This window comes from Dolichospermum sp. UHCC 0260 (assembly GCF_009711985.1).
In the GTDB taxonomy this organism is placed as follows: domain Bacteria; phylum Cyanobacteriota; class Cyanobacteriia; order Cyanobacteriales; family Nostocaceae; genus Dolichospermum; species Dolichospermum lemmermannii.
The window spans coordinates 1-23288 of record NZ_VIKZ01000056.1; the positions used below are offsets into that span (position 1 = coordinate 1).

Below are 23288 nucleotides of genomic sequence, written 5' to 3' on the forward strand. Positions count from 1 at the left end.
TTTAATCAGTAAACCAAAAAGTTTTTCCCAAAGAGTGATTTTTACGGAGTGCTGACGCTATTGCTACAGACGCAGCAGGCATCACTAACAAAATACGACAGATACTCATGTACTATAGAATACCAAATATATAAGAAATAGTTATCATAATTTGCACTGGATCAAAATATGAAATGATGAAAGTAGTGTGTAGCATATTGGCTGAAAAAATTGACTGTTTCATCTCTAACAAAAGCCACGCGGGGCGAATCTACAGAAGAACTCGTTTTAACCGACTCAGAAACTCTTGATGAGGTTATTCAGTGTTTAGTAGAAAATTTTTCGATTGAAACGCAAGGAGCCTGTGACCAACAAACTTTATTCGAGATTCTGGTTAAAGCAGCCAGCACTGGAGACAGTATTGAAAACACAGCTAAATTGTTAAAAAATATTCCGACAGCTAATGATATTAGATATCATCTCAATAAAATTAACAATTTTGAGGAATGCTGATTAGAGTATCGGGAATAAAAAAAGTATTTTATACTACACAGTATTTGGCGATCTCCCTTCAGGAAAAAACTTTTTGGTTTACTGTTAATGCTTATTTTTAGCTATAAGCTTTATTTGGTAAGGATTAGGAGGATTTCGATAATCATCAAATATCTACAGGATGTTGTCCATAATAAGGAAGAGCCTCGGACCAATGGGGATTTTTTCCTTGCTGCCAATCTAAATAAGCTAATTCCAAAATACTGTTAACGGTGGCTGCTAACTGGGATGTGGCGGAAATTAATTGATAACTTGTATGCTCAGAAGGTTGGACTGCTAGGGTTTCTTGCCATGCGGTTGGGGTGAATACTGTATCTGGTAATAGAGCAGTAATGCCAGAATTATCAGGGTTGGGTTGATAAACAGCACCAAAAACTTGTCCCCTCTGTGCTGGCATTTCTACGGCAATTATTGGCTGTTGGCAATTTTTTTGGGCTTTATGGGCTTGCCAAGCTAATGCGGCTAGGGTGGAAACTGTAAATACTGGAATGTTTAGCTGTTGTGCTAGTGTCCGCGCGGTGACAACTCCGATGCGAGTTCCCGTAAAACCACCAGGTCCTTGGGCTACGGCGATAAATTTTAGGTCTGCCCAGGTTCGTGGTTTAATCACTTCAATTAGGTATTTATGGATATGACTGGATAAGTCACGTCCTAAGTTCCAAACTTGAGATTGGGGATAATCTGCAAAGTTGCTAATTGCTAAACCGAGTTCTGGTGTGGTTGTGTGCAATGCTAAAGCGTATTTATCCGGTGAGAGATGCTTAATTATGGTTGTCAAGGTAAATGCAAATATATTTTTCTGATAAATAATACAGCAGAATTAATGATTGGAGGGGAAAACATGAATAAGAATTGGGGTTGCTGATTTCGAGTGTGAATATTCAGCAACATTTCAGAATCTAGCCTAATTAGGTGGGGACTAATTCACCTGGACGTAATTTAGACCATTTACCTGTTTCTTGTTTGAAGCTGAGACAACCAACAACGTCCCATTCCATTTCAATGATTTCGCCTTGTGTGCGAATATTGACGTTGATGGAGGGTTCGTTGGGGTCAAAATCTGGTGTTTCTGTCAGGTGTGGCTGTTGGTGCTGGGTTTCTACGGCGTTGTAGGTGACGCAGCGGTCTACATAGTGGCAATTCACGCAAATACACATAATAGAACCAACTTTGGGAAGCTTTATAGTTAATGTAGCTTAATGCAAAATAATCGGCATTGGTTACTAGGTTGATTTTTATGATCATGGATGAATTAGTTGTTTCTCGTCTCGCTGCCAAAAATTGGCCTTTTAGTCTGGAATATTTGCCACAACCTGTTTATATGGTGGGTGGTGCGGTGCGTGATGCGATTTTGGGTAGGGTGCGGGAATATGTGGATTTAGATTTTATTATCCCAGCGGATGCGGTGAAGGTAGCGAGAAAGATTGCTCAACGTTATCAAGCTGGTTTTGTGTTACTTGATGCCGAAAGACAAATTGCTCGTGTGGTGTTTCCTGAAGCTACGGCTGATTTTGCTCAACAGGAGGGAGAAAGTTTAATTACGGATTTGCATAGAAGGGATTTTACTATTAATGCGATCGCTTATAATCCCCATACTCAAGAAATTATTGATCCGCTGGAAGGCTATAAAGATATAGAATCTGGTCTATTACGGATGATATCACCTGTAAATCTGCAAAATGATCCTTTGCGGTTAATGCGGGCTTATCGTCAAGCTGCCCAACTTGGTTTTACTATTGAACCAGCTACTCAAGAGACAATTCGCAGTTTAGCAAAAAGTATTAATCAAGTGGCAGCGGAACGAGTACGGGTAGAAATTGGTTATTTGTTGGCAAATTCTCAAGGGACATTTTGGCTAAATGCTGCTTGGAAAGATGGTGTTTTGACTAGTTTCTTTAAAAACGCGACTGAGGAAAGTTTTATTAAGTTAACTGCTGTTGATCAAGCTTATACTTTAATTAGTGAAAATTGGCAACAACTAGGAGAAGAATTAGCAAATTATGTACGGGAGACTGTGAAAACTTCTTGGTTAGCTACTGCTAAACTTGCTTGTCTGGTTGACTCAAAGCCAGAAATTGCCGAAATCGAATTACAGGAACTTACCTATAGTCGGGCAGAAATTCGGGCTGTGACAACGGGATTAAGACTATTTTCGGAAATAAAAGCGGTAAAGATGCCTTTGCGAAAACAGTATTTTTTGTTTCGGGAAATGGGAAGTTTATTTCCGGCTGTCTTGGTATTAGCTTTAGCAAATGATATTGTAGCTAAGGGAATGTTTGAAGAAAGTATGTTTGTTACTTATGAACCTTTAATCAAGCGTTATCTTGACAAAAACGATGCAGTTGCTCATCCTATTCCTTTACTCAATGGTAAAGACATGATGATGGCGTTAAACATTCCCGCTTCACCATTGATAGGTGAATTATTAATGGAGGTTGGTGTTGCTCAAGCTGAGGGGAAAATTTCTACAGTAGAAGCAGCGATAGAATTTGCCAGGAATTTAGTTAAAAAGTAAACTTGCTAAATTCGGTTTTGAGTTATTTAATTTTTATGGAGTAGGGAATGAGTCTGATTTGGCAGGCTGATTTTTATCGTAGTCCGCTACAAAATGCTGAAGGGCAGACGTTATGGGAACTATTAGTTTGTGATGCAACTCGCAGTTTTGAATTTACAGCCAGTTGTCCCCAATCCCAGGCTAATTCTACTTGGGTCGCCCAACAATTACAATTAGCTGGTCAGGAAAAGTTACCAGATGTAATTCAAGTATTTCGTCCTCAGTCTTTAAGTTTAATCACAACTGCGGGAAATAATCTAGGTATTTATGTTGAAGCTACTCGGAGAACTTTGGCGTTAAAACAATGGTTAGCAGCAAAACAATATCCTGTAACTGTGGATAAACTACCTCCATTACCATTACCGGAAAATCTCTGGGGGGAAGAATGGCGGTTTGCGACGATTCCATCTGGTGATATTGTGGATGAGTTTACAGAACGACCAATTCCTTTTTTGCAAATACCAGATTTTCTCAAACCAATTAATCTGGGTTTAGCTTCAACAGTACCTATCCCTGGTGTAGTGATTTACGGTGGACGAAAATCTATGCGTTTAGCGCAGTGGTTAAAGGAAAGTAATCCTGTATCATTAAACTATATTGGTGGTGCGCCTGATGGGTTGGTATTAGAAGCTGGTTTGCTAGATAGGTGGGTTTTGGCGACTTTTACAGATGAGGAAGTTACTGCTGCTGGGAAGTTATATCAAGAGCGAAAACAGCTAAGTCAGGGATTGCATTTTTTATTGGTGCAACCAGATGATTCGGGAATGACTTATAGTGGTTTGTGGTTATTGCAAGATGAAGATTAGTGCGATTCGTTGTTAGTTGAATCACGGTATCCAGCCCGTACATAAGCTAACCAACCCAATCCAATCATGGAAAAAGGTTGAACTCTCGGTCTGATATGGGTGAAAGTCCCATCTACCAGACTCAGGTATGAATCCCTACCTGCCCACGATGACCCGACTCGGTTTCGGGAGGTCGAAGCTGGAAGGCGCAATCAGACATCCGTTGTGGGGTGACACTGGTGCTAACGGGGAGTTCCCATGGTGAAACAGAGCCTAAAAAAAGCAACTTACATCTAAGCAGGACACAACAACAACACCTGACTTCATTGGAGTTAATTCCCGCCGAACGTTTAAGCTAGTATCGGCAAGAGTCTAGGGAATCCAGCAGTTGAATTGGCTACACCTAACGGAACGAACAATCAACCGAGGGAACGAATAAAAACGGGTTGAGGGTCTAAGGGCGGATTCGTTCCCTAAGTAGGCTGGACGAGCAGCGGAACTCCCTCAATTCGGGTAGGACAGACCGTAATTGGTCTGAGGTGTTCAGAATACACAGACTGGAGCAGAGCATGATTAGACACAGAGACAACTAAGCGTGAATCTTGGAAGACGTTACCCTGGAAGAAATTCCGCCGTAACTTATTCCGCCTACAAAAGCGCGTGTATAAAGCGGTTCAAGTTGGAGACAAGCGTAAAGCAAAGTCCCTACAAAAGCTGATTCTGAAATCAACCGCAGCGAGATTACTGGCTATCCGTCAAGTAACACAGCTAAATACTGGGAAAAAGACCGCAGGAATAGACGGGAAAACCGCGCTCACATTTGAACAAAGGTTTCAATTGAGTGAAAAGCTCAAAACCGAATGTAACGACTGGAAACACCAGGGATTACGTGAAATACCCATCCCTAAAAAGGACGGCAAAACCCGGATTCTCAAAGTCCCCACTATTGCAGATAGGGCGTATCAATGCCTTGTTAAATACGCATTAGAACCAGCCCACGAGGCAACTTTCCACGCCAGGAGCTACGGTTTTAGGACAGGACGTTCAGCCCATGACGCACAGAAAGTCTTGTTCAATAATCTAAACTCAAAAGCCAACGGAATAGATAAAAGGGTTATAGAACTCGATATCGAAAAATGTTTCGACCGGATAAATCACACCGCCATCATGGATAAACTCATAGCTCCTTATAGCATAAAACAGGGAATATTCCGCTGTCTCAAAGCCGGAGTTAATCCAGAATTTCCCGAACAAGGAACACCTCAAGGGGGTGTGGTAAGTCCACTTTTAGCTAACATCGCTTTGAATGGGATTGAAAGTATTCATAGATATCATGCGATGTCTAACTACAGAATTACAGACAAAACCTCAAAGGAGAGTATTGTTGAACCAACAATCCGTTATGCGGATGACATGGTGATAATACTCAGACCCCAAGACGATGCCACAGAAATACTTGACAAAATCAGTCAGTTCCTAGCAGAACGGGGAATGAAAGTCAGTGAGAAAAAGACAAAGCTAACCGCCGCGACAGATGGGTTCGATTTCCTCGGCTGGCACTTTAAAGTCCAGAAAAACGGAAAGTTCAGATGCGTCCCATCAGTGGACAATTATAAAACTTTTCGCAAGAAAGTAAAATTCATCGTCAACAACTCGAATTATGGTGCTACCACAAAGGCTGAGAAATTAGCCCCTGTAGTTAGAGGCTGGAGGAATTACCACCGCTTCTGCAAGATGGACGGGTCGCGTAACTCGCTATACCACATCGAAACAAGAGCATTCAAGGTATTCAATAAGGAAACCAAGCAAAACCGCTACAATAGCAAGAAATTACTAGATAAGGCGTTTCCATCAGTTCCTTATTCCGAACATAAACACATCAATGTCAAAGGAGAGAAATCACCCTACGACGGAGATTTGAGCTACTGGAGCGAGCGTAACAGCAAGCTCTATGACAATCATACCTCTAAAGCCCTCAAACGGCAAAACCATAAATGTGGTCATTGTGGGTTAAAAATGCTCAGTGACGAGAAGGTACATTTACATCATATAGATGGAAACCACCAAAACTGGAAAACTAAAAACCTTCTAGCTATTCACGAAAGTTGCCACGATTATATTCACATGAGCAAAAGCGAAAGCTAAGAACATCGGGAGCCGTGTACACGGAAACGGGTACGCACGGATCTAACTGAGAGGGGCGGGAAATAATATTCCCCCTCGACTCAACCAAAACTGATGCTTGTTATATTTTGTTACCGAGAACGAGCCTACTTAAGCATAAAAATTCATGTATGATAGGAGTCTTGGGTGTTAGTAATTATTTATATGGGAACTTGGCAAATTAACCAAATGTCTACATAATTATTAAAGAAATCATAACTTAGTCAAGTTTTCTTGACCTTTTAAACGAAAATTAGACCAATCAAAGTTTAGTCGAAATATTCAGCTAATTCATTTAAGCTAGAAGCAAATGAGCGAAATTAGTCAACGCAGGGTTGTTATTGGTGATGTGCATGGACACTATGAATGTTTGATGTTGCTGTTGGCAAAAATAGCGCCTACATCAGAGGATCAAGTATATTTTTTGGGAGACTTAATTGATCGTGGTCCAAAAAGCGCCCAAGTAGTTGAGTTTGTTAAAGAAAATGATTACCCTTGTTTGCTAGGTAATCATGAGCAGATGTTATTAAATATCATGACTGGTAAGAATACTTCGTCCACAAATATGCAAACGTGGTTATACAGTGGAGGACAGGCTACTATTGCTAGTTACCAATCTGCAACAATTCCTAAACAACATCTGGATTGGTTTGAGAGTTTGCCCACATATTTAGATTTGGGAGATTTTTGGTTAACTCATGCAGGTGTTGATCCAGAAAAGAGTGTCCAAGAACAGACGGCGGAAGAATTATGCTGGATTAGGGATGAGTTTCATCGGATAGAGAAACCATATTTTGCAGATAAGTTGATTATAGTTGGTCATACTATAACTTTTACTTTACCTGGTGTGGCTCCTGGTAATTTGGCACAGGGACAGGGCTGGTTAGATATTGATACTGGCGCTTATCATCCCCGTAGTGGTTGGTTGACGGGGCTGGATATTACGAATAAGTTGGTTTATCAGGCCAATGTGTTCAGTAGGGCTGTGCGGACTGTGGCTTGGGAAGAGGTGATGACAATTGTTCAGCCACAAGAGTTCGCAGGTAGCCGCCGTCATAGAAAACGAGCATAATTATGGCAAAAATGCTCTCATTTTGCTTTGATATACCGGATTATCTAAACCATGATTTTGACTACTTGGTTGATTTTTAATCTGATTTTGCAGGGAGATTACGCGATCGCTCGCCCCTGGATGTGTACTTAAAAATGTAGGTACGGAGCTACTTCTTTGTAGCTTTTTCATAAAAGAAACCATTGCTGACTGAGCATAACCAGTGCGGGTTATGTTTGCTAATCCTCTTTTATCAGCATCAAATTCGTCTTGGCGACTGCGGGGAAGATTAAGGGCGAGTTGCACGCCAATTCCTACTGCCTTGCTTTTATCTAAACCGGATACGGTAGCTACACCACTGGCTATAGCTTGTTGTCGCATTTGTTTAATTAAATGTTTGCCTTCGATATGTCCCATTTCATGAGCTAATACACTGGCAAATTCGGCTTCATTGTCTGCTGTTTTTAACAAACCTGTATTCACATAAATAAAACCACCGGCAGTTGCAAAGGCATTAACAGCAGGATCTTCGACTACTTGAAAAGTATAGGGAATATTTGGACGAGTGCTATTAGCTGCTAAACGTCTACCGATTTGTTCAACATAGCTGTTTAGTTGTGAATTACGAGAAATTCTGACTTCTTGCTGTATTTCTTGATTTATTTGCTGCCCAAGATCAACTTCCTGGCGATCGGATATATTAGATAGATTAAATATCTGGGTTACTTGTGGGACTATACGGATCAGATCGCTAAAACCTATAGCTTTACTTGATAATTGTGTACTCAGGCACACAGTTAAAGCAACGCTTACAGAAATGAACGGATACAAACAGCGCCGCTGCCACAAACGATAATTTGTCCAAATTCCTTGCGAGTTAATCATAATCGAGTTATATGAGATTGGTGTGAGAACTTAAAATTAGAGGACGAATTTTCAGTTTACTAAGTTGCATTTTCAACTCCAGATAGGGCAAATAGTCAATTCAAATAACTTACTGCTACTATGACACTGAATCTCCTGCAATCATGATAAACTGTCGCATAACCATAATGTCTAGTTTCTGTCAATTCTGATTCAGTGATCAAGATTGTGGATCATTTGAAAAAACTTGACGGTACAATCAATTACTTAGCTGAAAACTTAACTGCAACTTATCCAAACCTGATTATGGCTATTTTAGATTCTAAAGGTCGCTTGTTCGGTAAAATTAACCTATTAGATTTAGGGGCTGCATTAGTAATTTTGCTAGTGATAGTGGGTATCTTTATTTTCCCTGGTACTTCTGGTTCTGTGGCTCAAGTGGGTGCGAAAACAGTACCCATTGAGGTAGATTTGTTGGTACGTGGACTCAATGTTCGTAATCCTCAACAGTTAGTTAAAGAAGGATTCACAAAAGGTGGTAAAACTAATGTGATTATCCGTAATCAACCCTATGGTCAAATTGGGATTAAATCGGTTGAGCAGTTAGAGAGAACACTGACAATTGGTCAACCAGATGGTTCTGTGAAAGAATTACCAGATCCTAGAAAAATTAACTTTAGTACAGATTTTCTCTTGACTTTAGAAGGACAAGCTACAGTCACTAAAGATGGGCCTGTTCTTGGTAATAGCAAAGTGAAAATTGGAATGCCTTTTGAATTGGAAGGTTTTAACTATAACTTCAATGCGTCTGTAATTGATATTCGATTACAGGATAAATAGCATTATATTTAAGGGTGAAATTCTCCTGATTTCATCCTCAAAATTAGTAAAAACAATACATTTATAATTTTGTAATTAAGTGGGTAAATACTGTGGTACAGGCTTCGTCGTCTTGGAAACAATTCATCAATCAAATTTCAGAAATTAAGACAGCAAGCCAAAAACAGCAGATTTTTAAACATTTTTATGAACCTGGTGTTTTGCTGGGATTGTTAACAATTATTGTGGCTATGCTGCTGTGGAGTTGGCAATTACTACTAGCTGTTATTGTTGGCATTGGGAGCATGGTATTTACTTACTCAGTGCAAAAATGGAATTGGCAATTGCGCTGGCTAGAAATACGCAAGTTAATGAGTAGCACTAACAGTCGGTTAGCTTATTCTGTTGCTAGTGGTGGGATTGCGACTGTGATAACTTATATGGCTTCGGCAATTTGGGTTGATGCTCCTAGTCATTGGTTAGCTGCTGGTGCTATTGTTCAAGGGATAGGAACGCTATTAACTTTAATTTTGTTGGTGTGGCAAATATTCAGTGTTCAGGGAAATCAAGAGGAAGATTATCTTGATCAATTGTTAAACAATTTCACGGAAAAAGATCCTTTAAAACGGTTGCTTTCCATGCGTCAACTCAATAAACTGATTACCCGTCAGCGAGTTGATACGGTAATACAACAAGATATTAGGGAATGTTTACAACTGCTACTGAGTCAGGAAAAAGAAGTAATGATTCGGGAAGCAGCTTTAGATTGTTTGCAAAATTTAAATGGGTTGCAAGTGCTAAAACCTATTCAATCAAAGGTATTTATGCCTGTATCAGCAACAGCGAAGAATAAAATTCTTGTAGATTGATCTAATTTTCCGATTTTGTCCTTTTGATTTCGGGATTTTGCTTTAATTCTTCTGTTAAGATTTGCTGATAAATCTTGGGTAAGGAACTACTAACAGAATTATTTTCTATCCCGTACCCCAAACTTGTCCATGTGGGAGAAAGTTTCCGCAAAACGTCATTTAATTTTTGTTGCTGTAATAGCTTAGGAATATTTACACCCCAAACTTTTGCATCATTCAACCAACGGTAAACTACTACATCTTGATACTCTGCTTCAAAGCTATAATTAGTCCAAAGCATCATCCTTGCGGGTTTTGGGTGATAACGAGGGGCAATTTGATCCCACGTAGTATTAATAATTTGATATCTACCTGCGGCTGTGGAACAATTACCTGTATTCGGTCCTGTGATGATGGTGACACATTTTTGAGGATGATGGCTGAGATCATTAATTTGTTCACCACCATACAAGAGAGAATAGGGACGATTACCACTAGCTTCGCTGGCAGATATGGTTCGCATTAATGCCCGAATATAAGGATCTCCACCTTTCATGACTAGGGGAGGCTGTTTTCTGGTAAATACGGGTTCGCGGGATAATTGTATATCTCCAAAAATATACCACTGAAATAGGTACACAAAGCCCAAAAGTGAGGCTATGGGAGCAATGAGTTTTTCTACACCTTTAGGTTCAAAGCTTTTCAGAATTCAACTCCTCTCAATTTCTTCTCTTGGCTAATTACAAAAACTTACACTTTGCTTTCGGAAAAATTAAAAACTTCAGTAATATTGCTATGATCACCTATTGGCTTATTTAGTTACAATATCAACTATTGGATGACGATTATCAAGAAAGTCATAAGACCTCGCGGTAAGTGGGAAACTCAGTGTCTTTAGACCTGAGAGGGAAGCGACACGTGCGGTTTTAACCGCTGTGAATATTAAAATTGAAACCAGATTTTTGATTGGAATCTGGAAACCAACTCCCATTTCTGGGGTAATGTTAGCTAGATGCCTCCGGCACGCTGGCGCGAACGACCAGTTATAAGAGCTTGTTAGACTTGCAACACTGTTTCAGTGACCTTAAAACTGTTTAATTGCAAATGACATAGCAGGGAACTAGCTATGCCTGACGGCACGCTGACGCGAACGCATTCCGGGGTGTCGTGACTCAAATAACGGCTACCCTTCGACTACCCTTCGACATCGCTCAGGGCAAGTCGCTCAGGGTGGTCTGGTCAGCACGGCTTGCTTGATTACTCTTGCAAGTCCAGTCCCTTTAGGGCTGGGTTACTGACAAAAAGCTAGATATTTTCTAGTTAGTCAATTAGGAGTGCTAAGTAGATACATATAAATCTGCCTTGTTAATTTATTTTATAACGAAAATGCCGAAAACCCTTGAAGATGTGGCTGACTCAGGAAGCCACGTCTGGGCTTTAGACAAGGGATGAAGGCTGTTAGCAGGATTTATATAATCAGTTCATGTTTTTTATGTGAAGTTAATGGCAAATTGTTGAGATTTTCGTAAAAATTGGGTTTTAATGGGAAAAAACTTCCCTCAATTGGGAATGATGAATATAGACAAACTTCAAAATATACAAAAAATAAATTTATGGTGACAAACAATAGTGAATATCAATCTTGGAAAGTAGCAGATGATACTGGTTTTAAAAAAGATCATCCAACTCCAACTAAATTTTATGGCAATTATCAAGATAGCATGGAAATGTATGCACCTGTGGAGCAGGTTGAGGAGTATTTTAATACTCATGCTTCCTGGTTTGGCCGTTGTGCAGAACCCATGAAGGTACTCCCGCTAGGGGACAATAGTTATGCTCTAGCGGTGGGTAAATTTGGTGCTTTTGGTTACGAAGTAGAACCAAAGATTGGCTTGGAGTTGCTAAACCCCCAAAATCGTCAATTCCACATTCGGACTATTCCTGTACCTGATTATCAAGCACCTGGTTATGAGGTGGATTACAAATCATCAACACAATTGATAGGTGATTTAGATGGGGTTACACGGGTGGAATGGGAGTTGGATTTGGTTGTTGAGTTGCAGTTTCCCAGATTTATTCAGCGATTACCCTATTCTTTAATTCAGTCTACAGGCGATCGCATCCTTAATCAAATTGTCCGTCAGGTTTCCCATCGTCTCACACACAAGGTACAAAAAGACTTTTATCAATCCTTGGATATACCTTTTCCTCAGAAGAAACAGAAGAAATAGGGAACAGGGAACAGGGAACAGGGAACAGGGAACAAACAACTGACAACTAACAACTGACAACTAACAATCTACGCTTTCGTGAGAATTCTTTGGATAATTTCGACACCAGAGAGGGCTTGCCAGATGAAAAGCCCCAAAATAGCAAAATTTAACAATATATGAGTTATCCGCGCCCAATTTGCGCCTTTTTGCATGAAAGGAGATAGGGATGCAGAAAAAGCAATTAAACCCGTCATACTTAATCCAGCTAATAGATGCGGTCCGACAAACAACTTACCATTATTAATGTAGGTAACAGCCATACCACCAATGGAACCGACTACCATCAGAGCTAACATAATAGAACCAATTTGGTGGTGTTTGATGGTGTAACGCCCTTTAATTAGTTCTTTCTTTTCTTCTCCCTGAGCATTTCTGGTACGCTGTACTTGTAATCCTAAATATGCAGCATACAAGGAAAGTGCTAATAATACCCACATAGTAACTGGGTGAGCAAAGTTCAACCAGAATCTGATTGTTGGAGTCAGTTCAAAAGCCATATTTTTTACTTCCGGTTATTAAATCTTCATAAAACTTAGCATACATTTATTTTTCTTACGTAGAAATTTTTCAATCTTACCAAAGTGTAATCTGGAGTTGGAATCAGTCACATCTACCCAAACAGGACATAACCAATGATAGAAAATAAAAATACCTCGTTGCTGAAGGCTGTGAAAACTGGTGATATTCAAGGAGTATTTGCACTGCTGTCCGCTGGTGCTAAAGTGGATGTTAGCGATGAAAATGGGACTACAGCATTGATGTTTGCGGCGAATTTGGGTTATACAGAAATTGTGCGATCGCTCTTGGATGCCGATGCTAACATTAACTTAACTAGAAAAACCTATGGTTTAACAGCATTAATGCTGGCTGCTAGTGCTAATCAAATAGATGTTGTCAAATTGTTAGTCTCTAAAGGGGCAAATGTCAATGCTACCAATGATGATGGTAGTACCGCATTAATGATAGCAGCACTGAAAGGTTATCTGGAGATTGTGCAAATTTTATTAGCGGCTGGTGCTGATATCAGCATTACCGACAAAGATAATGATACCGCCTTAAAACTGGCAATAAAACACAAACATCCAGCAGTTGTTAAAGCATTATCACAAAATAGCAATATTGTCAATAGCCAAGATTCAGAAGGTGATACAGGATTAATAATTGCGGCAGATTTAAGTTATTTAGAAATAGTACAGGCATTGCTGTCATCTGGGGCTGATGTCAATATCAAAAATGTTGATCATGGAACAGCACTATTAGCAGCCGCAGCAACAGGAAATACTGCTATTATCACCGCTTTATTAGACGCAGGTGCGGAAATTAATCATCAAGATAAAGAAGGTGAAACAGCCTTACATCTTGCAGTTGTGGAAGAATATATAGATGTGGTCAAAATATTACTTCAACGAGGGGCAGATGTGCAAATTAGAAACCATCTGGGAGATACACCTTTATTGATAGCAGCATTCCAGGGATATAGTGAAATAGTAGCCGTTTTACTGGGCGCGGGGGCAGATATGGAAAAGAAAAACTTTGGAGAAGTTGCTCTTACCTTAGCAGTATCCAAAGGGCATTTCCTAACTGTGAAACTATTACTTGAGAATGGTGCAGATATTAATAAATTAGCAGATGATGGTAAAACAGCCTTAGTCAAAGCCATAGCTGCAAACTATCCTGAAATATGCCAATTGTTATTAGCACAAGGAGCAAATGTGAATTTGCAAAACTCGGCTGGCGTAACTGCTTTAATGTGGGCTGTAGTGGAAGGTTATAGTCAAGCCGTGGTAATGTTACTACAAGCTGGAGCGGATGTTGATTTGAAAAATCAGGGTGGTTATACTGCTTTAATGATTGCAGAATTCAATAATTATCGCAGTATTTGGACAATATTAAAACAAGCTGGAGCGCAGGAGTAAAAATTCCAGTTTAGATGATTTTGACACGAAAAAGATCCGGGAGTTTGGTGGACCCGTCTCTTTAGAGCGGGGTGGAAAAACGACACGAGCAGATTTATCTGCTTTCAAGATTAATGTCTTTCATGGTGTGGATCGTTTATATATGCCATCACGTTACTAGTGCTTACTTTGCCCGAAGTATCATAAAAATAGCTTCTAGTCCAGAGTGACGGGAGTTTTTTTAATTCGGGGAACTCTTCTCTCAATAACTTAGAACTACGGCCTTTAAAAGCTTTGACAACATCACAGATAGGTGTTTTTTCGTCATACTCTATAAGCAAGTGAACGTGGTCTGAGGCTATTTCTTTGGCTTTAATAATCCAATCTTTATCATGAGCAACAGAATCTAAAATTTCAGATAATCTTAGTTTAACATCACCCTTTAATACAGGCTTTCTCCGTTTAGGTATCCAAACTAGATGAAGAGTAGCTAAACCAACAGAATGCTCATTGTGTCTATATCCTATTGAATCTTTTCTCATTTTTATTGGTTGAAGGATTGACATATATCAACCAATACTCTAACATAGTAAATATAGATGAATCAATAATTCACGGAAGGTAATTCAAGTGTTTGGTTGTCAACAGGTTTTACTTCATAGCGATAATGAAACAAAAGCTATTATTGAGTATCTATGTCATGAATCGAATAGCCTTTATAATTGTTCTGTTTATTATGCACGACAAATTTGGTTTAAAACCGGGAAAATAGTCAGCGGTTTTGATTTAACCGCTCAAATGAAAAACAATAAACATTTTCATGCTGGCTATGCTTCGGCAATGCAACAAACTTGTTTAAGTGTTGGTGAGGCTTTCAAATCATTTAAACAATTACTAGCAAAATCTAAAAAAGGGGAATTAAACCAAAAACCGAGAGTACCTAATTATAGAAAACCCGGAGGTTTATTTACTGTCACGTACCCAAAAAAATGGTTAAAATTAGTAGATAATTTAATTAGGTTTCCACTAGGTAATCAAGTCAAAGCATGGTTTGGGATAACTGAATTTTTCTTACCAATGCCTTCAAATCTGGAATGGTCTGACATGAAAGAAATTCGCATACTCCCTAGAAACCGTCAATTTTATGCTGAGTTTGTTTATCAAACTGAAAAGTCGATTATTGAGATTGACAAGTCTAAAGTAATTGGCATCGACCACGGTATCGATAATTGGTTAACTTGTGTTTCCAACGTGGGAACATCCTTCATAATCGACGGATTACATCTAAAATCTTTGAACCAATGGTATAACAAAACAGTTGCCAACATCAAAGAAGGAAAACCCCAGGGTTTTTGGTCTAACCGACTTGCAGCGATTACCGAAAAGCGTAACCGTCAAATGCGAAACGCTGTTAATAAAGCTGCAAGAATTGTCATCAACCATTGCATAGACAATAAAATTGGCACGATTGTTTTTGGATGGAACCAGAGGCAAAAAGACAGTGCTGATCTGGGCAAAAAGAACAATCAAAAGTTTGTTCAAATACCAACAGCTAAACTCAAAGGACGCATAGCCCAATTATGCGAACAATCGGGTATTGTTTTTGTGGAAACTGAAGAGAGTTATACCTCAAAAACATCGTTTTTAGATAATGATGTTCTACCTACATTTGGTGCAAAACCCGAAGGGTGGAAATCTAGCGGAATTAGGATTACTAGAGGTCAATTTAGAACCTCAACTGGAATCAAAATAAATGCAGACTGCAACGGCGCAGTTAACATAATCAAAAAAGTAGCTGCGATATTTAAGTTTGACTTAAGTGGAGTAGGTAGAGGCGCTTTAAGTGCGCCTAAGAAAGTTCTTTTGTGGACTCTTCAGAAATCCCCGCGTCTTCAGACCGGGGAATCTTAACATCATCATTTTGACGAGATTGCAGTAAATTCAAACTTTCACCAGAATTCAACCAACCAGATATGCGGGTTTTGGAATACAAACAGATAGAAGTGCAAGTTTCATCAATTCTCACTGCTGTTAATCCCGCTAATCCTGCTTGTTCTAATTTTTCATAAATCCAAGCAGCAATTGCTTCGCTGGTTGGTGATTCCAAACCCATAGATTCATTTAAATAATAGTGATCTAAATAATTCTCAAGCAAGGGTTTGAGATATTTTTTAATATCTGAATAGTCCATTACCATACCCTGTTTAGCACCTTTTGTTATTAACGTATCACCAGCTACATAAACAACTCCACGCCAACTATGTCCATGCAGCCTGGAGCATTTACCATCATGGTAAGGTAATTTATGTGCTGCTTCAAAGCGGAATTCTTTAGCCAGTAGCCACTGATGATTGGTCATTGTACCCCGATATACTTGTGTGTTTGTAAGGATAGTTTATAATCAGGTTTTTGTTGTAATATCTGCAAAATCAGTGGGATTGATTTCGACGAACTGTTCCACTCAGGTTGTAAGTAGACAAGCAAATTAGGGTGAGTAGATAGATGTTCTTGGTAAAAATCAATTTCTCCACCAGTCTCTATGACTATCTTAACTTCGTTAGCTCGACTCCAAAACTGACTTTTTACTGGGTATTTAGGGTTAATATGTTCTTTGGGAGATAGAGTAATCCAAGCTGCTGGGGAAACTGCTTGCCAAAAAGAGCCTGATGTTTCAATGTTAACTCGTTTGTCCGCGGCTAATAAAGCTTGAACTAAGTCAGGTAAATGCTTGTGAATGAATGGTTCTCCGCCAGATATTACCACTCTGGGAGATTTGATTTCCGCTAGAAGTTCAGCTATGGGACGTTCTACTCGTGGTAAATTCGCTCCTGGGTCAGCATAACCAGTATCGCACCAGGGACAACCGACTGGACAACCTGATAAGCGAATAAAGTCTACTAAGCAACCAGTCCAGAATCCTTCTCCCTGAACTGTACTTTGAAAAGTTTCATGAATCGGTAACTTGATTTCTAACAGCGACATTTTTAAAATCCATAACCAATCTAGTTATAAGCTTGCCATATAAAGCTTTATATTTAAAAATACTTAATAAGAGGTTAAAAAAACAACAATTTACAAATTATTAAAAAAAAGAGAAACATCAAGATGAAGTTCTGACACGACAAGGGTAAAAAGAAGTAAATTTACCTTTTACCGTTACCTTGTTTCTGCCTTGATGTTTCCTACTGTGCTAGATGTGGATAATATACATTGTTTGATTTTAGAGAGAAGTATTGGAATTATCACTTTTTATGTAAAAAAACTACTTTAGTTACGAATAAATCTCTCGTAAGTATGATTTTTTGAATATTTTTGGTAGTTTTGAGTAATCATGAAGAAAATATAAAAATTATAATTACTCCTCCTAATTAAAGAGAAAACACCAATTATTAGTTATGATTTGTTACATTACCCTAGCTGGCTAAAGCTAAAAAGCCAGAAGTGTTGAATGTTAAGATTTTGAGGATTGTGTCCAAGTTGTGAATTGGTATTGGTGATACCAAATTTGATCAATTAATGACTCTATTCTCAATAGACAATTGATTTTACCTGGGTAAAACGCAAAGATTGTAAAGTTTTATTGCAGGATTCGACACTTGTGCTAAAAAGCATACTAGACTATTACTGTATAGCCAAATACAAACACAGTAATACTCTGCAAAGAAGAATGTACTAAAGGATGCTGTACCTGATTATGAGGATGTGGTAAAGCGTCAGTTTGAGAATTTTATTGCCAAACACCAGTATAATGCGAATCAGGTTAATTTTTTAAAGTTTACGGAATTATTGGCGGCGTAGATTATAATTATTCTTTCTTATTGCAAATATCATGACTAATTTTGAAGATAATACAAAAACACTCAAAACACTGATCAAAAAGACTAAAAAATCAGGAAAGCAAGCATGGGAAGCTGGCGAGATATTGAATCATATTTTTGCTCTTAAAGAATATAAAGAAAAATATAAAACTTTTAATAGTTATACTTCAAAGGAATTTGATATTAAAGAAGAAACTGCACAACAATATATTACAATCTATAAGAAGATTCCAATAGACATGATAACAGATAAGATGCTGGTATCACATCTTTATACTATTGCTGAAATGCAAGATATTTTAAAGGTTCAAATTTTAGGAATACTCCGTTTAGAGGAAGACGAAAGTAAGGTTACTTATGATGGTGACATTGTACTAATATTCAAGCAAGTTTTAGAACAAGCTAAATCTTCATTATCTGACAAGGAAGCTAAGGAACTTTTTAAGTTTATTAAAAAATTAGATTTACAAGAAAATGAGAGAAGGAAAAGAGCAAAAAATAGTCCCTTAGAAAGAGCGGAAAGACTAGAAACAATTTTATTACATAAGAATTATAAAAGTCTTACTGAACTATATCATTACTCACCTATAAGTGAACAGGGATTAGTTGGGTTATTTTGCACGAATTTCCATTTAATTAAACAAGAAACATTTATATTTAATGATATTGAATCAAGTTTTGAAGCAATTATATATATAAGAACTGAATATCCCGATGCACAAATTCTAATTAAAAAAGAAGTACGAGATATTGATATATATTCTGATCACGATAATTATCAAAAAATCAATATTGAATTTGAATTAAATAGCTTCAATTACTGGAGACACAAACACCATGAATCTGAATCATCAGAAAAATGTGATATGATTATTTGTTGGGAAATTGATAAAATACCAACTGAAACAGTATCACCACCTATTTTATGTATAAAAGAGTTGTTAGAAACTGGTAAAATTGAATTACACTAAATGTCTATGCCATAGTATTTATAATACTCATGCTAACGTATCCTAACCTAAAATTAAAAGTAGATAAACTCTGGACAGGTGGACTATCCAACCTAATGGATGTAATTTAATTTATATTTAATCAGCAAGCCCTATTTAGACAAGGAATAAATTCCCTGTCTAATAGCTAAAGTCGGTTAAAACCGACTAAATAGGGTTTTTATGTTATTGTTTTTTTTGATTTGTGGGTAATAATGTAAATTTTATTTTTCACTTAAACCCGATTTTTTGGTAATCTAATTCTAAATTTTAACTAATTGCACCTATTTTTCAACCATCACCTTGCCGTTGTGGCAATCTCAAACTTGAAATCACAAAACTTTAGCGAACAACTTACAGATAAAAATATGGACGGTATTGGACTCGAACCAACGACCCCATCGATGTCAACGATGTACTCTAACCACCTGAGCTAACCGTCCGTAATCAACACAGATTAACAATATATCATATAAAACATAATCTGTCAATCCCTAAAACCAAAATTTTATCTACATATATCTAGTCAATTGCACCCGATAGCGATCCTTTTTAGTCACCGCAATTTCCCCAACTTCCAATCGCCCTTTCCCCCGAATAGCGATTAAATCCCCTGTTTTAACATGGGAACTGGCTTGAGTGACTTCCTTCCAATTGACACGCACATCATTAGAGTCAATCAAATCCACCATTTTACTCCGGGACATCCCAAACCCAGCCGAAGCCACTGCATCTAACCGCAAAGAAGCTTCCACAGTCGTCATTTCCTTCTTCTTAGGTTCACGGATTTTTAACTCATTAATCTCAATGCGTCGAGTTTTCACCGGCACAGAACGCACCTGTTGCAAACTCATCTCTAAAAATTCTACCAATTCAGGGACAACAATCACCTGCGCCCCTCTTTCTCCCAACACAATTACATCTCCCGTTTTTTCCCGCACAATTCCTGTTCCCAGCATTGCGCCTAAAAAATCTCGGTGATTTGCGGTATCAAACAAGAAATTACCAGCAATATCTAAAGCCACAATCGCCACTTGAGACTGATCTAATGGTAAATCAGCACGAGCGATCGCTAACCTTTGTCTTTCCGCCTGTGGATATCCACCCCAAGCTACCGAATGCACCTCCGTCAAGCGGCTAAATACCCGTTGAATTTCCGCCAACTCCGGCGGAGACAAAAAATCTGTAAATACCACTTCCCACGTCTTTATAGCCTGATCTGCTTGATCAATTACACGGGCGACAGTATCGCGGTTTTCAACACCTTTTAAAAGTTCTTCTCTAGGTAGCATGAATTTTTAGGAGTCAGGAGTCAGGAGTCAGGAGTCAGGAGTCAGGAGGAAGAAAGAAGAAAGAAGAAAGAAGAAAGAAGAAAAAAATTACCCAATTACCAATTACCAATTACCAATTACCCATTACCAATTAATTAGTTTCCGCATAACCTTGAATATTTTCTGGTTCAAACTGGCGTAAAATACGAGTAGCTTGACGAGTCAGATTTTCCGAACCTTGCACCACAATTAAATACTTACCTGCATCTAAACGATTGCGATAGGGTAAAGCATCACCACCACCCTCAAATAAACCCACGCCACCACCTACAAACACACTACCCATGGCACCGCTACCAGCGCCCAAGATGCCGCCTACCACATGATTTCCGATTTCCCCAGCCCAAGCGAAGGTATCTAAACCAGTGATGAGACTGAAGGTAAAACCAGCAAAAAAGCCAAATGGTACTAACCAAATCGCCATTAATTTTACTTGTTTTTTTGCTTGTTCTTTGGGGTCAATTAAACCAAACTCATCAGCACTTTTGTATCCTCTACCGAGAATAGTGCCATTTATGCCTTCTCTTTCTAAAGCTAAATCAGCGGCTTCGGCTTGGATGCGATCTGATAATACAGCAACAAGATAATTCATCAATTTTAAAATTCAGGATTAATGTGACTTTAGCAAATCCAAAGGCTCACAAAAATTATTCACACCTTGTTTAAGAATATAAATTAAAACGGGTGTAGCCAGACTTTTGGGAAAACTCGGTATTGTCCTCAGATGTACTATCATCTCTTGAATTGACCCATTTAACAAGTCTTCTCGATATTCTTGTTCACAAATTGCCGCTCGCCATTTTTTGGCTAAAGCATCTAACCAATCGGAATTAGTTTGTTCTGGTTCTTGTCCAGCCCGAATAGCCAGAGTCATTACCGCATCTTCTAAATCTCCATCGCAATCCTCTATCAAGTCTAATGCTTCCATTGCTTGAGGATCATCTACCAAATGAGAACGAAATTTTGCAATCTCTTGTGATGTAACTTTAGTCATGAGTTTTTGACTAGACCGGGGTTTGAAAACTATTTTACAACATTGGGAATAGTGATAGGTATACTCAACACGGCTTAATTATTTGATTTTGCGGGTAGGGGTAAAGCAAGAGCTTCATTGGTGTCAAATTAGGCTAAAAATGGCTTATTTGTTGGCTGACAAACCCGCCCGGAACTTAAGTTCCGGTCTAAAAGCTAAAGTGCGTTAAAACGCACTCTGAATGTTAGAATAGTCGGTTTTAACCGACTTTAGCTTTTAGACAGGGAATTTATTCCCTGGCTGGCTTTAAGTTGACCCATTTACCCATCACCTCTTACTTGACTCCTGAGTTCTGTAATTGATTTAAACCCCTGGATGTAACATATCTTTGTAATTCTGTTAAAGCACGGTTGTAATCCAAGATGGCTTTGACGCGATTACCTTCAGAACGGGTGAGGTCATTTAATGCGTTAATTACATCAGTTTGAGTCCCGACACCGGCTTGGAATCTCAACCGCGCTAACCGCAGAGACTCTTTAGCTTGTTCTAAAGCCACATTAGAAGTTTGTACATTTTCCAAATTTGATGCTTGGGTAGAATATGCTTGTTCTACTTGAAAGCGGATTTGGTTGCGCTGTTCAGAAAACTGAGTTTCGGCGATCGCAATATTGGTCTTAGATTGGGCTGCTCTGGCTTTTGCTGCTCCCCCATCATATAAATTGAGACTAGCCTGCAATCTCACAGAATAACCATCAACCACGCTTGTTCCATCATCAAATTGATCGAATAAGTTATACTGACCGAGTAAACTTACCTGGGGACCCAAAGATGCTAAGGCCTGTTTTCTTTGAGCCTCACTAATATTCCGATCTGCTAAAGTTTGTTGTAGTTCAGGACGATTTTGATAAGCCAAAACGATACTTTGTTCTAGTGGCTGTTGCCATAAACCTGCCAATTTGACAGGATCGGACGCAGTAATACTCACTGACTGGGGCAAATTCAACAGTGGTGCTAACTTACGGCGGGCAATTTGTTGTTGAGAAAAGGCACTAGTTAAGTCCTGTTGGGAGTTAGCTAAATTTACCTGCGATCGCAACACATCGAAACGAGTCCCCACACCAGCCCGTTCTAAAGCCACTGCATCTTTCAAACTAGCCTGGGCATTATTTACAGCTGACTGGGAAATTCTCACATTTTCATCAGCTTGTTGCAAGTCATAATATGCCTTAGATACATCTAGCCGAATTTGCTCAGATTGCCTTTCCACATCCAACTCCTGCTTACGTATCCGTTCCTGAGCTTCTTTAATAGCCCCATTACGTCTACCAGAAGTATAAAGATCATATCTTATCTGTCCTGTACCAGTAAACGCCGTAGTAGAAGAAGCATCATCTACCGATAATCCAGCATCCTGTTGTCTTTTAACACGCAATGTATCGCTAACAGTGCGACTATTCTCAACATTCGCATTCAAATCTACACTGGGTAGGAAAGCGGCTTGCGCCTCGCGGAGAACTGATTTACTCCGTTGCAGTTGTAGTACAGACACTTGTAAATCATTATTATTCCGTTTAGCCAGTTCCAGAGCCTGTGACAAACTAATTGGCTGAGTTCCTTGAACCTTCACTTCCTCTGCTTGCGTTGGATATAGCAGCGGATTAGGACTAGGATTCAAATCATTAGGAACATTAGGAAAATCTACGGGCTGACTAGGTGTAGGTTGTACATTCTCCGCCGGAGGTGTACTGGTTTCTGAAGTAGTAGGAACAGTTGTTTGTGCTATCCAAGTATCAGTATTTTGAGGTAAGCAGGTATTAGAAGTAAGAAGTAAAGCCGCTTGACTCTTTGACTGAGACTGTGGACAATTACCAGATTTTAGTAACTTTGCTACCTCTACATCACCTTGATGATCAGAGTTACTTAAATTACTTGATTGTGGATTACTAACAGCCAGAAAATTATTATTTGATAAATCAGAAAACCCGACAAATCTACTGTGATCTTGTTTAGAAATTTTTTCTCCGTCAATGCTGAGATAATTGTCAGCAACAACTACAGGTAGACCGTGGTTGCCGATAGGCTGGATACTACCTTGACTGAAATAATTAGCAGGTAATAATCCTGGGTTACTTTTAACGTTACTTTTGGGCTGTAGGCTATTGTCTGGGAATAAATTCCTACTATTGGTAGAAATTAACACACTAGGAGAAGACGTTAGCTGTAACTGACTTACTTGAATAACATTAGCCCAAGCGGGCTGAGTTGTTAATACTGCTGCTGTCACACCAGGTAAGAAACAATGGAATAATTGCTGTCCTTTCACCGCATCCCCTCACACAAAAAATATTAATTTAGCGGCAGAATACTTGTCTTCACCACAAAATATAGCACGAT

Annotated in this window: 23 protein-coding genes and 1 tRNA gene; 11 read left to right on the forward strand and 13 right to left on the reverse strand. The window is 38.8% G+C overall.

Annotated elements, in window-relative coordinates:
* Positions 1 to 210: 210 nt before the first annotated feature.
* Entirely contained in the window at positions 211 to 492 is a 282-nt protein-coding gene (locus tag FJR08_RS18570; protein WP_254435799.1) for a hypothetical protein, read from the forward strand.
* A 145-nt stretch (positions 493 to 637) separates the two neighbouring features.
* On the opposite strand, the gene tsaB is transcribed toward FJR08_RS18570, so the two are convergent.
* Both tsaB and FJR08_RS18580 read right to left on the reverse strand, forming a co-directional pair.
* The gene (tsaB, locus tag FJR08_RS18575) at positions 638 to 1309 is read right to left on the reverse strand and encodes a tRNA (adenosine(37)-N6)-threonylcarbamoyltransferase complex dimerization subunit type 1 TsaB (RefSeq protein WP_168634161.1); all 672 of its coding nucleotides are present in this window, start codon (positions 1307 to 1309) and stop codon (positions 638 to 640) included.
* Between the two features lie 130 nt (positions 1310 to 1439).
* Positions 1440 to 1688, reverse strand: coding sequence for a Ycf34 family protein (locus FJR08_RS18580; RefSeq protein ID WP_027403580.1), 249 nt, complete (start codon positions 1686 to 1688; stop codon positions 1440 to 1442).
* A gap of 86 nt (positions 1689 to 1774) precedes the next feature.
* On the opposite strand from FJR08_RS18580, the gene FJR08_RS18585 reads away from it, so the two are divergent.
* The 4 genes from FJR08_RS18585 (at position 1775) to FJR08_RS18600 (ending at position 7105) form a co-directional block, all read left to right on the forward strand.
* Positions 1775 to 3046, forward strand: a complete 1272-nt coding sequence (locus FJR08_RS18585) for a CCA tRNA nucleotidyltransferase (protein WP_168634172.1) — start codon at positions 1775 to 1777, stop codon at positions 3044 to 3046.
* 47 nt (positions 3047 to 3093) lie between these two features.
* Positions 3094 to 3891, forward strand: coding sequence for a Tab2/Atab2 family RNA-binding protein (locus tag FJR08_RS18590; protein WP_168634162.1), 798 nt, complete (start codon positions 3094 to 3096; stop codon positions 3889 to 3891).
* A gap of 639 nt (positions 3892 to 4530) precedes the next feature.
* Complete coding sequence (locus tag FJR08_RS18595) at positions 4531 to 6015, forward strand: group II intron reverse transcriptase (protein WP_371415565.1); 1485 nt, start codon at positions 4531 to 4533, stop codon at positions 6013 to 6015.
* A 328-nt stretch (positions 6016 to 6343) separates the two neighbouring features.
* Positions 6344 to 7105: a metallophosphoesterase family protein gene (locus FJR08_RS18600; RefSeq protein ID WP_015081545.1), complete on the forward strand. Its 762-nt coding sequence runs from the start codon at positions 6344 to 6346 to the stop codon at positions 7103 to 7105.
* Here the strand turns inward: FJR08_RS18600 and FJR08_RS18605 are convergent, their stop codons facing one another.
* Positions 7106 to 7969: a M48 family metallopeptidase gene (locus tag FJR08_RS18605; RefSeq protein WP_015081544.1), complete on the reverse strand. Its 864-nt coding sequence runs from the start codon at positions 7967 to 7969 to the stop codon at positions 7106 to 7108.
* Between the two features lie 285 nt (positions 7970 to 8254).
* Here FJR08_RS18605 and FJR08_RS18610 point away from each other — a divergent pair, with 285 nt between their 5' ends.
* Together FJR08_RS18610 and FJR08_RS18615 are read left to right on the forward strand one after the other, a co-directional pair.
* The gene (locus tag FJR08_RS18610) at positions 8255 to 8788 is read left to right on the forward strand and encodes a DUF4330 domain-containing protein (RefSeq protein WP_015081543.1); all 534 of its coding nucleotides are present in this window, start codon (positions 8255 to 8257) and stop codon (positions 8786 to 8788) included.
* 92 nt (positions 8789 to 8880) lie between these two features.
* Positions 8881 to 9636, forward strand: a complete 756-nt coding sequence (locus tag FJR08_RS18615) for an ABC transporter ATP-binding protein (RefSeq protein WP_168634163.1) — start codon at positions 8881 to 8883, stop codon at positions 9634 to 9636.
* 1 nt (position 9637) lies between these two features.
* On the opposite strand, the gene FJR08_RS18620 is transcribed toward FJR08_RS18615, so the two are convergent.
* Positions 9638 to 10324 carry a glycoside hydrolase family protein gene (locus FJR08_RS18620; protein WP_168634173.1) on the reverse strand — a complete coding sequence of 229 codons (687 nt, stop codon included), beginning with the start codon at positions 10322 to 10324 and terminating at the stop codon, positions 9638 to 9640.
* A gap of 904 nt (positions 10325 to 11228) precedes the next feature.
* On the opposite strand from FJR08_RS18620, the gene FJR08_RS18625 reads away from it, so the two are divergent.
* Entirely contained in the window at positions 11229 to 11846 is a 618-nt protein-coding gene (locus tag FJR08_RS18625) for a DUF1997 domain-containing protein (RefSeq protein ID WP_148765346.1), read from the forward strand.
* A 68-nt stretch (positions 11847 to 11914) separates the two neighbouring features.
* On the opposite strand, the gene FJR08_RS18630 is transcribed toward FJR08_RS18625, so the two are convergent.
* Complete coding sequence (locus FJR08_RS18630) at positions 11915 to 12385, reverse strand: DUF4079 domain-containing protein (protein WP_168634164.1); 471 nt, start codon at positions 12383 to 12385, stop codon at positions 11915 to 11917.
* Positions 12386 to 12520: 135 nt separating this feature from the next.
* Here FJR08_RS18630 and FJR08_RS18635 point away from each other — a divergent pair, with 135 nt between their 5' ends.
* Positions 12521 to 13804, forward strand: coding sequence for an ankyrin repeat domain-containing protein (locus tag FJR08_RS18635; protein ID WP_168634165.1), 1284 nt, complete (start codon positions 12521 to 12523; stop codon positions 13802 to 13804).
* A 110-nt stretch (positions 13805 to 13914) separates the two neighbouring features.
* Here FJR08_RS18635 and tnpA read toward each other — a convergent pair whose 3' ends face one another.
* Positions 13915 to 14325, reverse strand: a complete 411-nt coding sequence (tnpA, locus tag FJR08_RS18640; protein ID WP_148767117.1) for an IS200/IS605 family transposase — start codon at positions 14323 to 14325, stop codon at positions 13915 to 13917.
* 88 nt (positions 14326 to 14413) lie between these two features.
* Between tnpA and FJR08_RS18645 the strand changes: the two genes are divergently transcribed.
* The gene (locus tag FJR08_RS18645) at positions 14414 to 15694 is read left to right on the forward strand and encodes an RNA-guided endonuclease InsQ/TnpB family protein (protein WP_371415566.1); all 1281 of its coding nucleotides are present in this window, start codon (positions 14414 to 14416) and stop codon (positions 15692 to 15694) included.
* Here FJR08_RS18645 and queD read toward each other — a convergent pair.
* Together queD and FJR08_RS18655 are read right to left on the reverse strand one after the other, a co-directional pair.
* Positions 15633 to 16142 (reverse strand): 6-carboxytetrahydropterin synthase QueD, encoded by a 510-nt coding sequence (queD, locus tag FJR08_RS18650; protein ID WP_148765338.1) that lies wholly within the window; start codon positions 16140 to 16142, stop codon positions 15633 to 15635. The genes FJR08_RS18645 and queD overlap by 62 nt on opposite strands.
* The gene (locus tag FJR08_RS18655; RefSeq protein ID WP_168634166.1) at positions 16139 to 16765 is read right to left on the reverse strand and encodes a 7-carboxy-7-deazaguanine synthase QueE; all 627 of its coding nucleotides are present in this window, start codon (positions 16763 to 16765) and stop codon (positions 16139 to 16141) included. The genes queD and FJR08_RS18655 overlap by 4 nt, the downstream gene beginning before the upstream one ends.
* Positions 16766 to 17612: 847 nt before the next feature.
* Here FJR08_RS18655 and FJR08_RS18660 point away from each other — a divergent pair.
* Positions 17613 to 18572 (forward strand): hypothetical protein, encoded by a 960-nt coding sequence (locus FJR08_RS18660; RefSeq protein WP_168634167.1) that lies wholly within the window; start codon positions 17613 to 17615, stop codon positions 18570 to 18572.
* Between the two features lie 387 nt (positions 18573 to 18959).
* On the opposite strand, the gene FJR08_RS18665 is transcribed toward FJR08_RS18660, so the two are convergent.
* From FJR08_RS18665 to FJR08_RS18685, 5 genes are all read right to left on the reverse strand, one after another.
* Positions 18960 to 19033 (reverse strand) — tRNA-Val (locus tag FJR08_RS18665).
* A gap of 69 nt (positions 19034 to 19102) precedes the next feature.
* Positions 19103 to 19882 (reverse strand): photosystem II S4 domain protein, encoded by a 780-nt coding sequence (locus tag FJR08_RS18670; protein WP_168634168.1) that lies wholly within the window; start codon positions 19880 to 19882, stop codon positions 19103 to 19105.
* 130 nt (positions 19883 to 20012) lie between these two features.
* Positions 20013 to 20513 (reverse strand): hypothetical protein, encoded by a 501-nt coding sequence (locus FJR08_RS18675; protein ID WP_015081533.1) that lies wholly within the window; start codon positions 20511 to 20513, stop codon positions 20013 to 20015.
* Positions 20514 to 20531: 18 nt separating this feature from the next.
* Positions 20532 to 20915, reverse strand: coding sequence for a hypothetical protein (locus FJR08_RS18680; RefSeq protein WP_015081532.1), 384 nt, complete (start codon positions 20913 to 20915; stop codon positions 20532 to 20534).
* Between the two features lie 313 nt (positions 20916 to 21228).
* Positions 21229 to 23217 carry a TolC family protein gene (locus FJR08_RS18685; protein ID WP_168634169.1) on the reverse strand — a complete coding sequence of 663 codons (1989 nt, stop codon included), beginning with the start codon at positions 23215 to 23217 and terminating at the stop codon, positions 21229 to 21231.
* Positions 23218 to 23288: the final 71 nt, after the last annotated feature.

Excerpts from the sequence above, each read along its gene's own strand:
- FJR08_RS18580 (WP_027403580.1), bottom strand. The coding sequence starts at position 1,688 with ATGTGTATTTGCGTGAATTGCCACTATGTAGACCGCTGCGTCACCTAC.
- FJR08_RS18585 (WP_168634172.1), top strand. The coding sequence starts at position 1,775 with ATGGATGAATTAGTTGTTTCTCGTCTCGCTGCCAAAAATTGGCCTTTT.
- FJR08_RS18590 (WP_168634162.1), top strand. The coding sequence starts at position 3,094 with ATGAGTCTGATTTGGCAGGCTGATTTTTATCGTAGTCCGCTACAAAAT.
- FJR08_RS18600 (WP_015081545.1), top strand. The coding sequence starts at position 6,344 with ATGAGCGAAATTAGTCAACGCAGGGTTGTTATTGGTGATGTGCATGGA.
- FJR08_RS18605 (WP_015081544.1), bottom strand. The coding sequence starts at position 7,969 with ATGATTAACTCGCAAGGAATTTGGACAAATTATCGTTTGTGGCAGCGG.
- FJR08_RS18610 (WP_015081543.1), top strand. The coding sequence starts at position 8,255 with ATGGCTATTTTAGATTCTAAAGGTCGCTTGTTCGGTAAAATTAACCTA.
- FJR08_RS18625 (WP_148765346.1), top strand. The coding sequence starts at position 11,229 with ATGGTGACAAACAATAGTGAATATCAATCTTGGAAAGTAGCAGATGAT.
- FJR08_RS18630 (WP_168634164.1), bottom strand. The coding sequence starts at position 12,385 with ATGGCTTTTGAACTGACTCCAACAATCAGATTCTGGTTGAACTTTGCT.
- FJR08_RS18635 (WP_168634165.1), top strand. The coding sequence starts at position 12,521 with ATGATAGAAAATAAAAATACCTCGTTGCTGAAGGCTGTGAAAACTGGT.
- tnpA (WP_148767117.1), bottom strand. The coding sequence starts at position 14,325 with ATGAGAAAAGATTCAATAGGATATAGACACAATGAGCATTCTGTTGGT.
- queD (WP_148765338.1), bottom strand. The coding sequence starts at position 16,142 with ATGACCAATCATCAGTGGCTACTGGCTAAAGAATTCCGCTTTGAAGCA.
- FJR08_RS18655 (WP_168634166.1), bottom strand. The coding sequence starts at position 16,765 with ATGTCGCTGTTAGAAATCAAGTTACCGATTCATGAAACTTTTCAAAGT.
- FJR08_RS18660 (WP_168634167.1), top strand. The coding sequence starts at position 17,613 with ATGACTAATTTTGAAGATAATACAAAAACACTCAAAACACTGATCAAA.
- FJR08_RS18670 (WP_168634168.1), bottom strand. The coding sequence starts at position 19,882 with ATGCTACCTAGAGAAGAACTTTTAAAAGGTGTTGAAAACCGCGATACT.
- FJR08_RS18675 (WP_015081533.1), bottom strand. The coding sequence starts at position 20,513 with ATGAATTATCTTGTTGCTGTATTATCAGATCGCATCCAAGCCGAAGCC.
- FJR08_RS18680 (WP_015081532.1), bottom strand. The coding sequence starts at position 20,915 with ATGACTAAAGTTACATCACAAGAGATTGCAAAATTTCGTTCTCATTTG.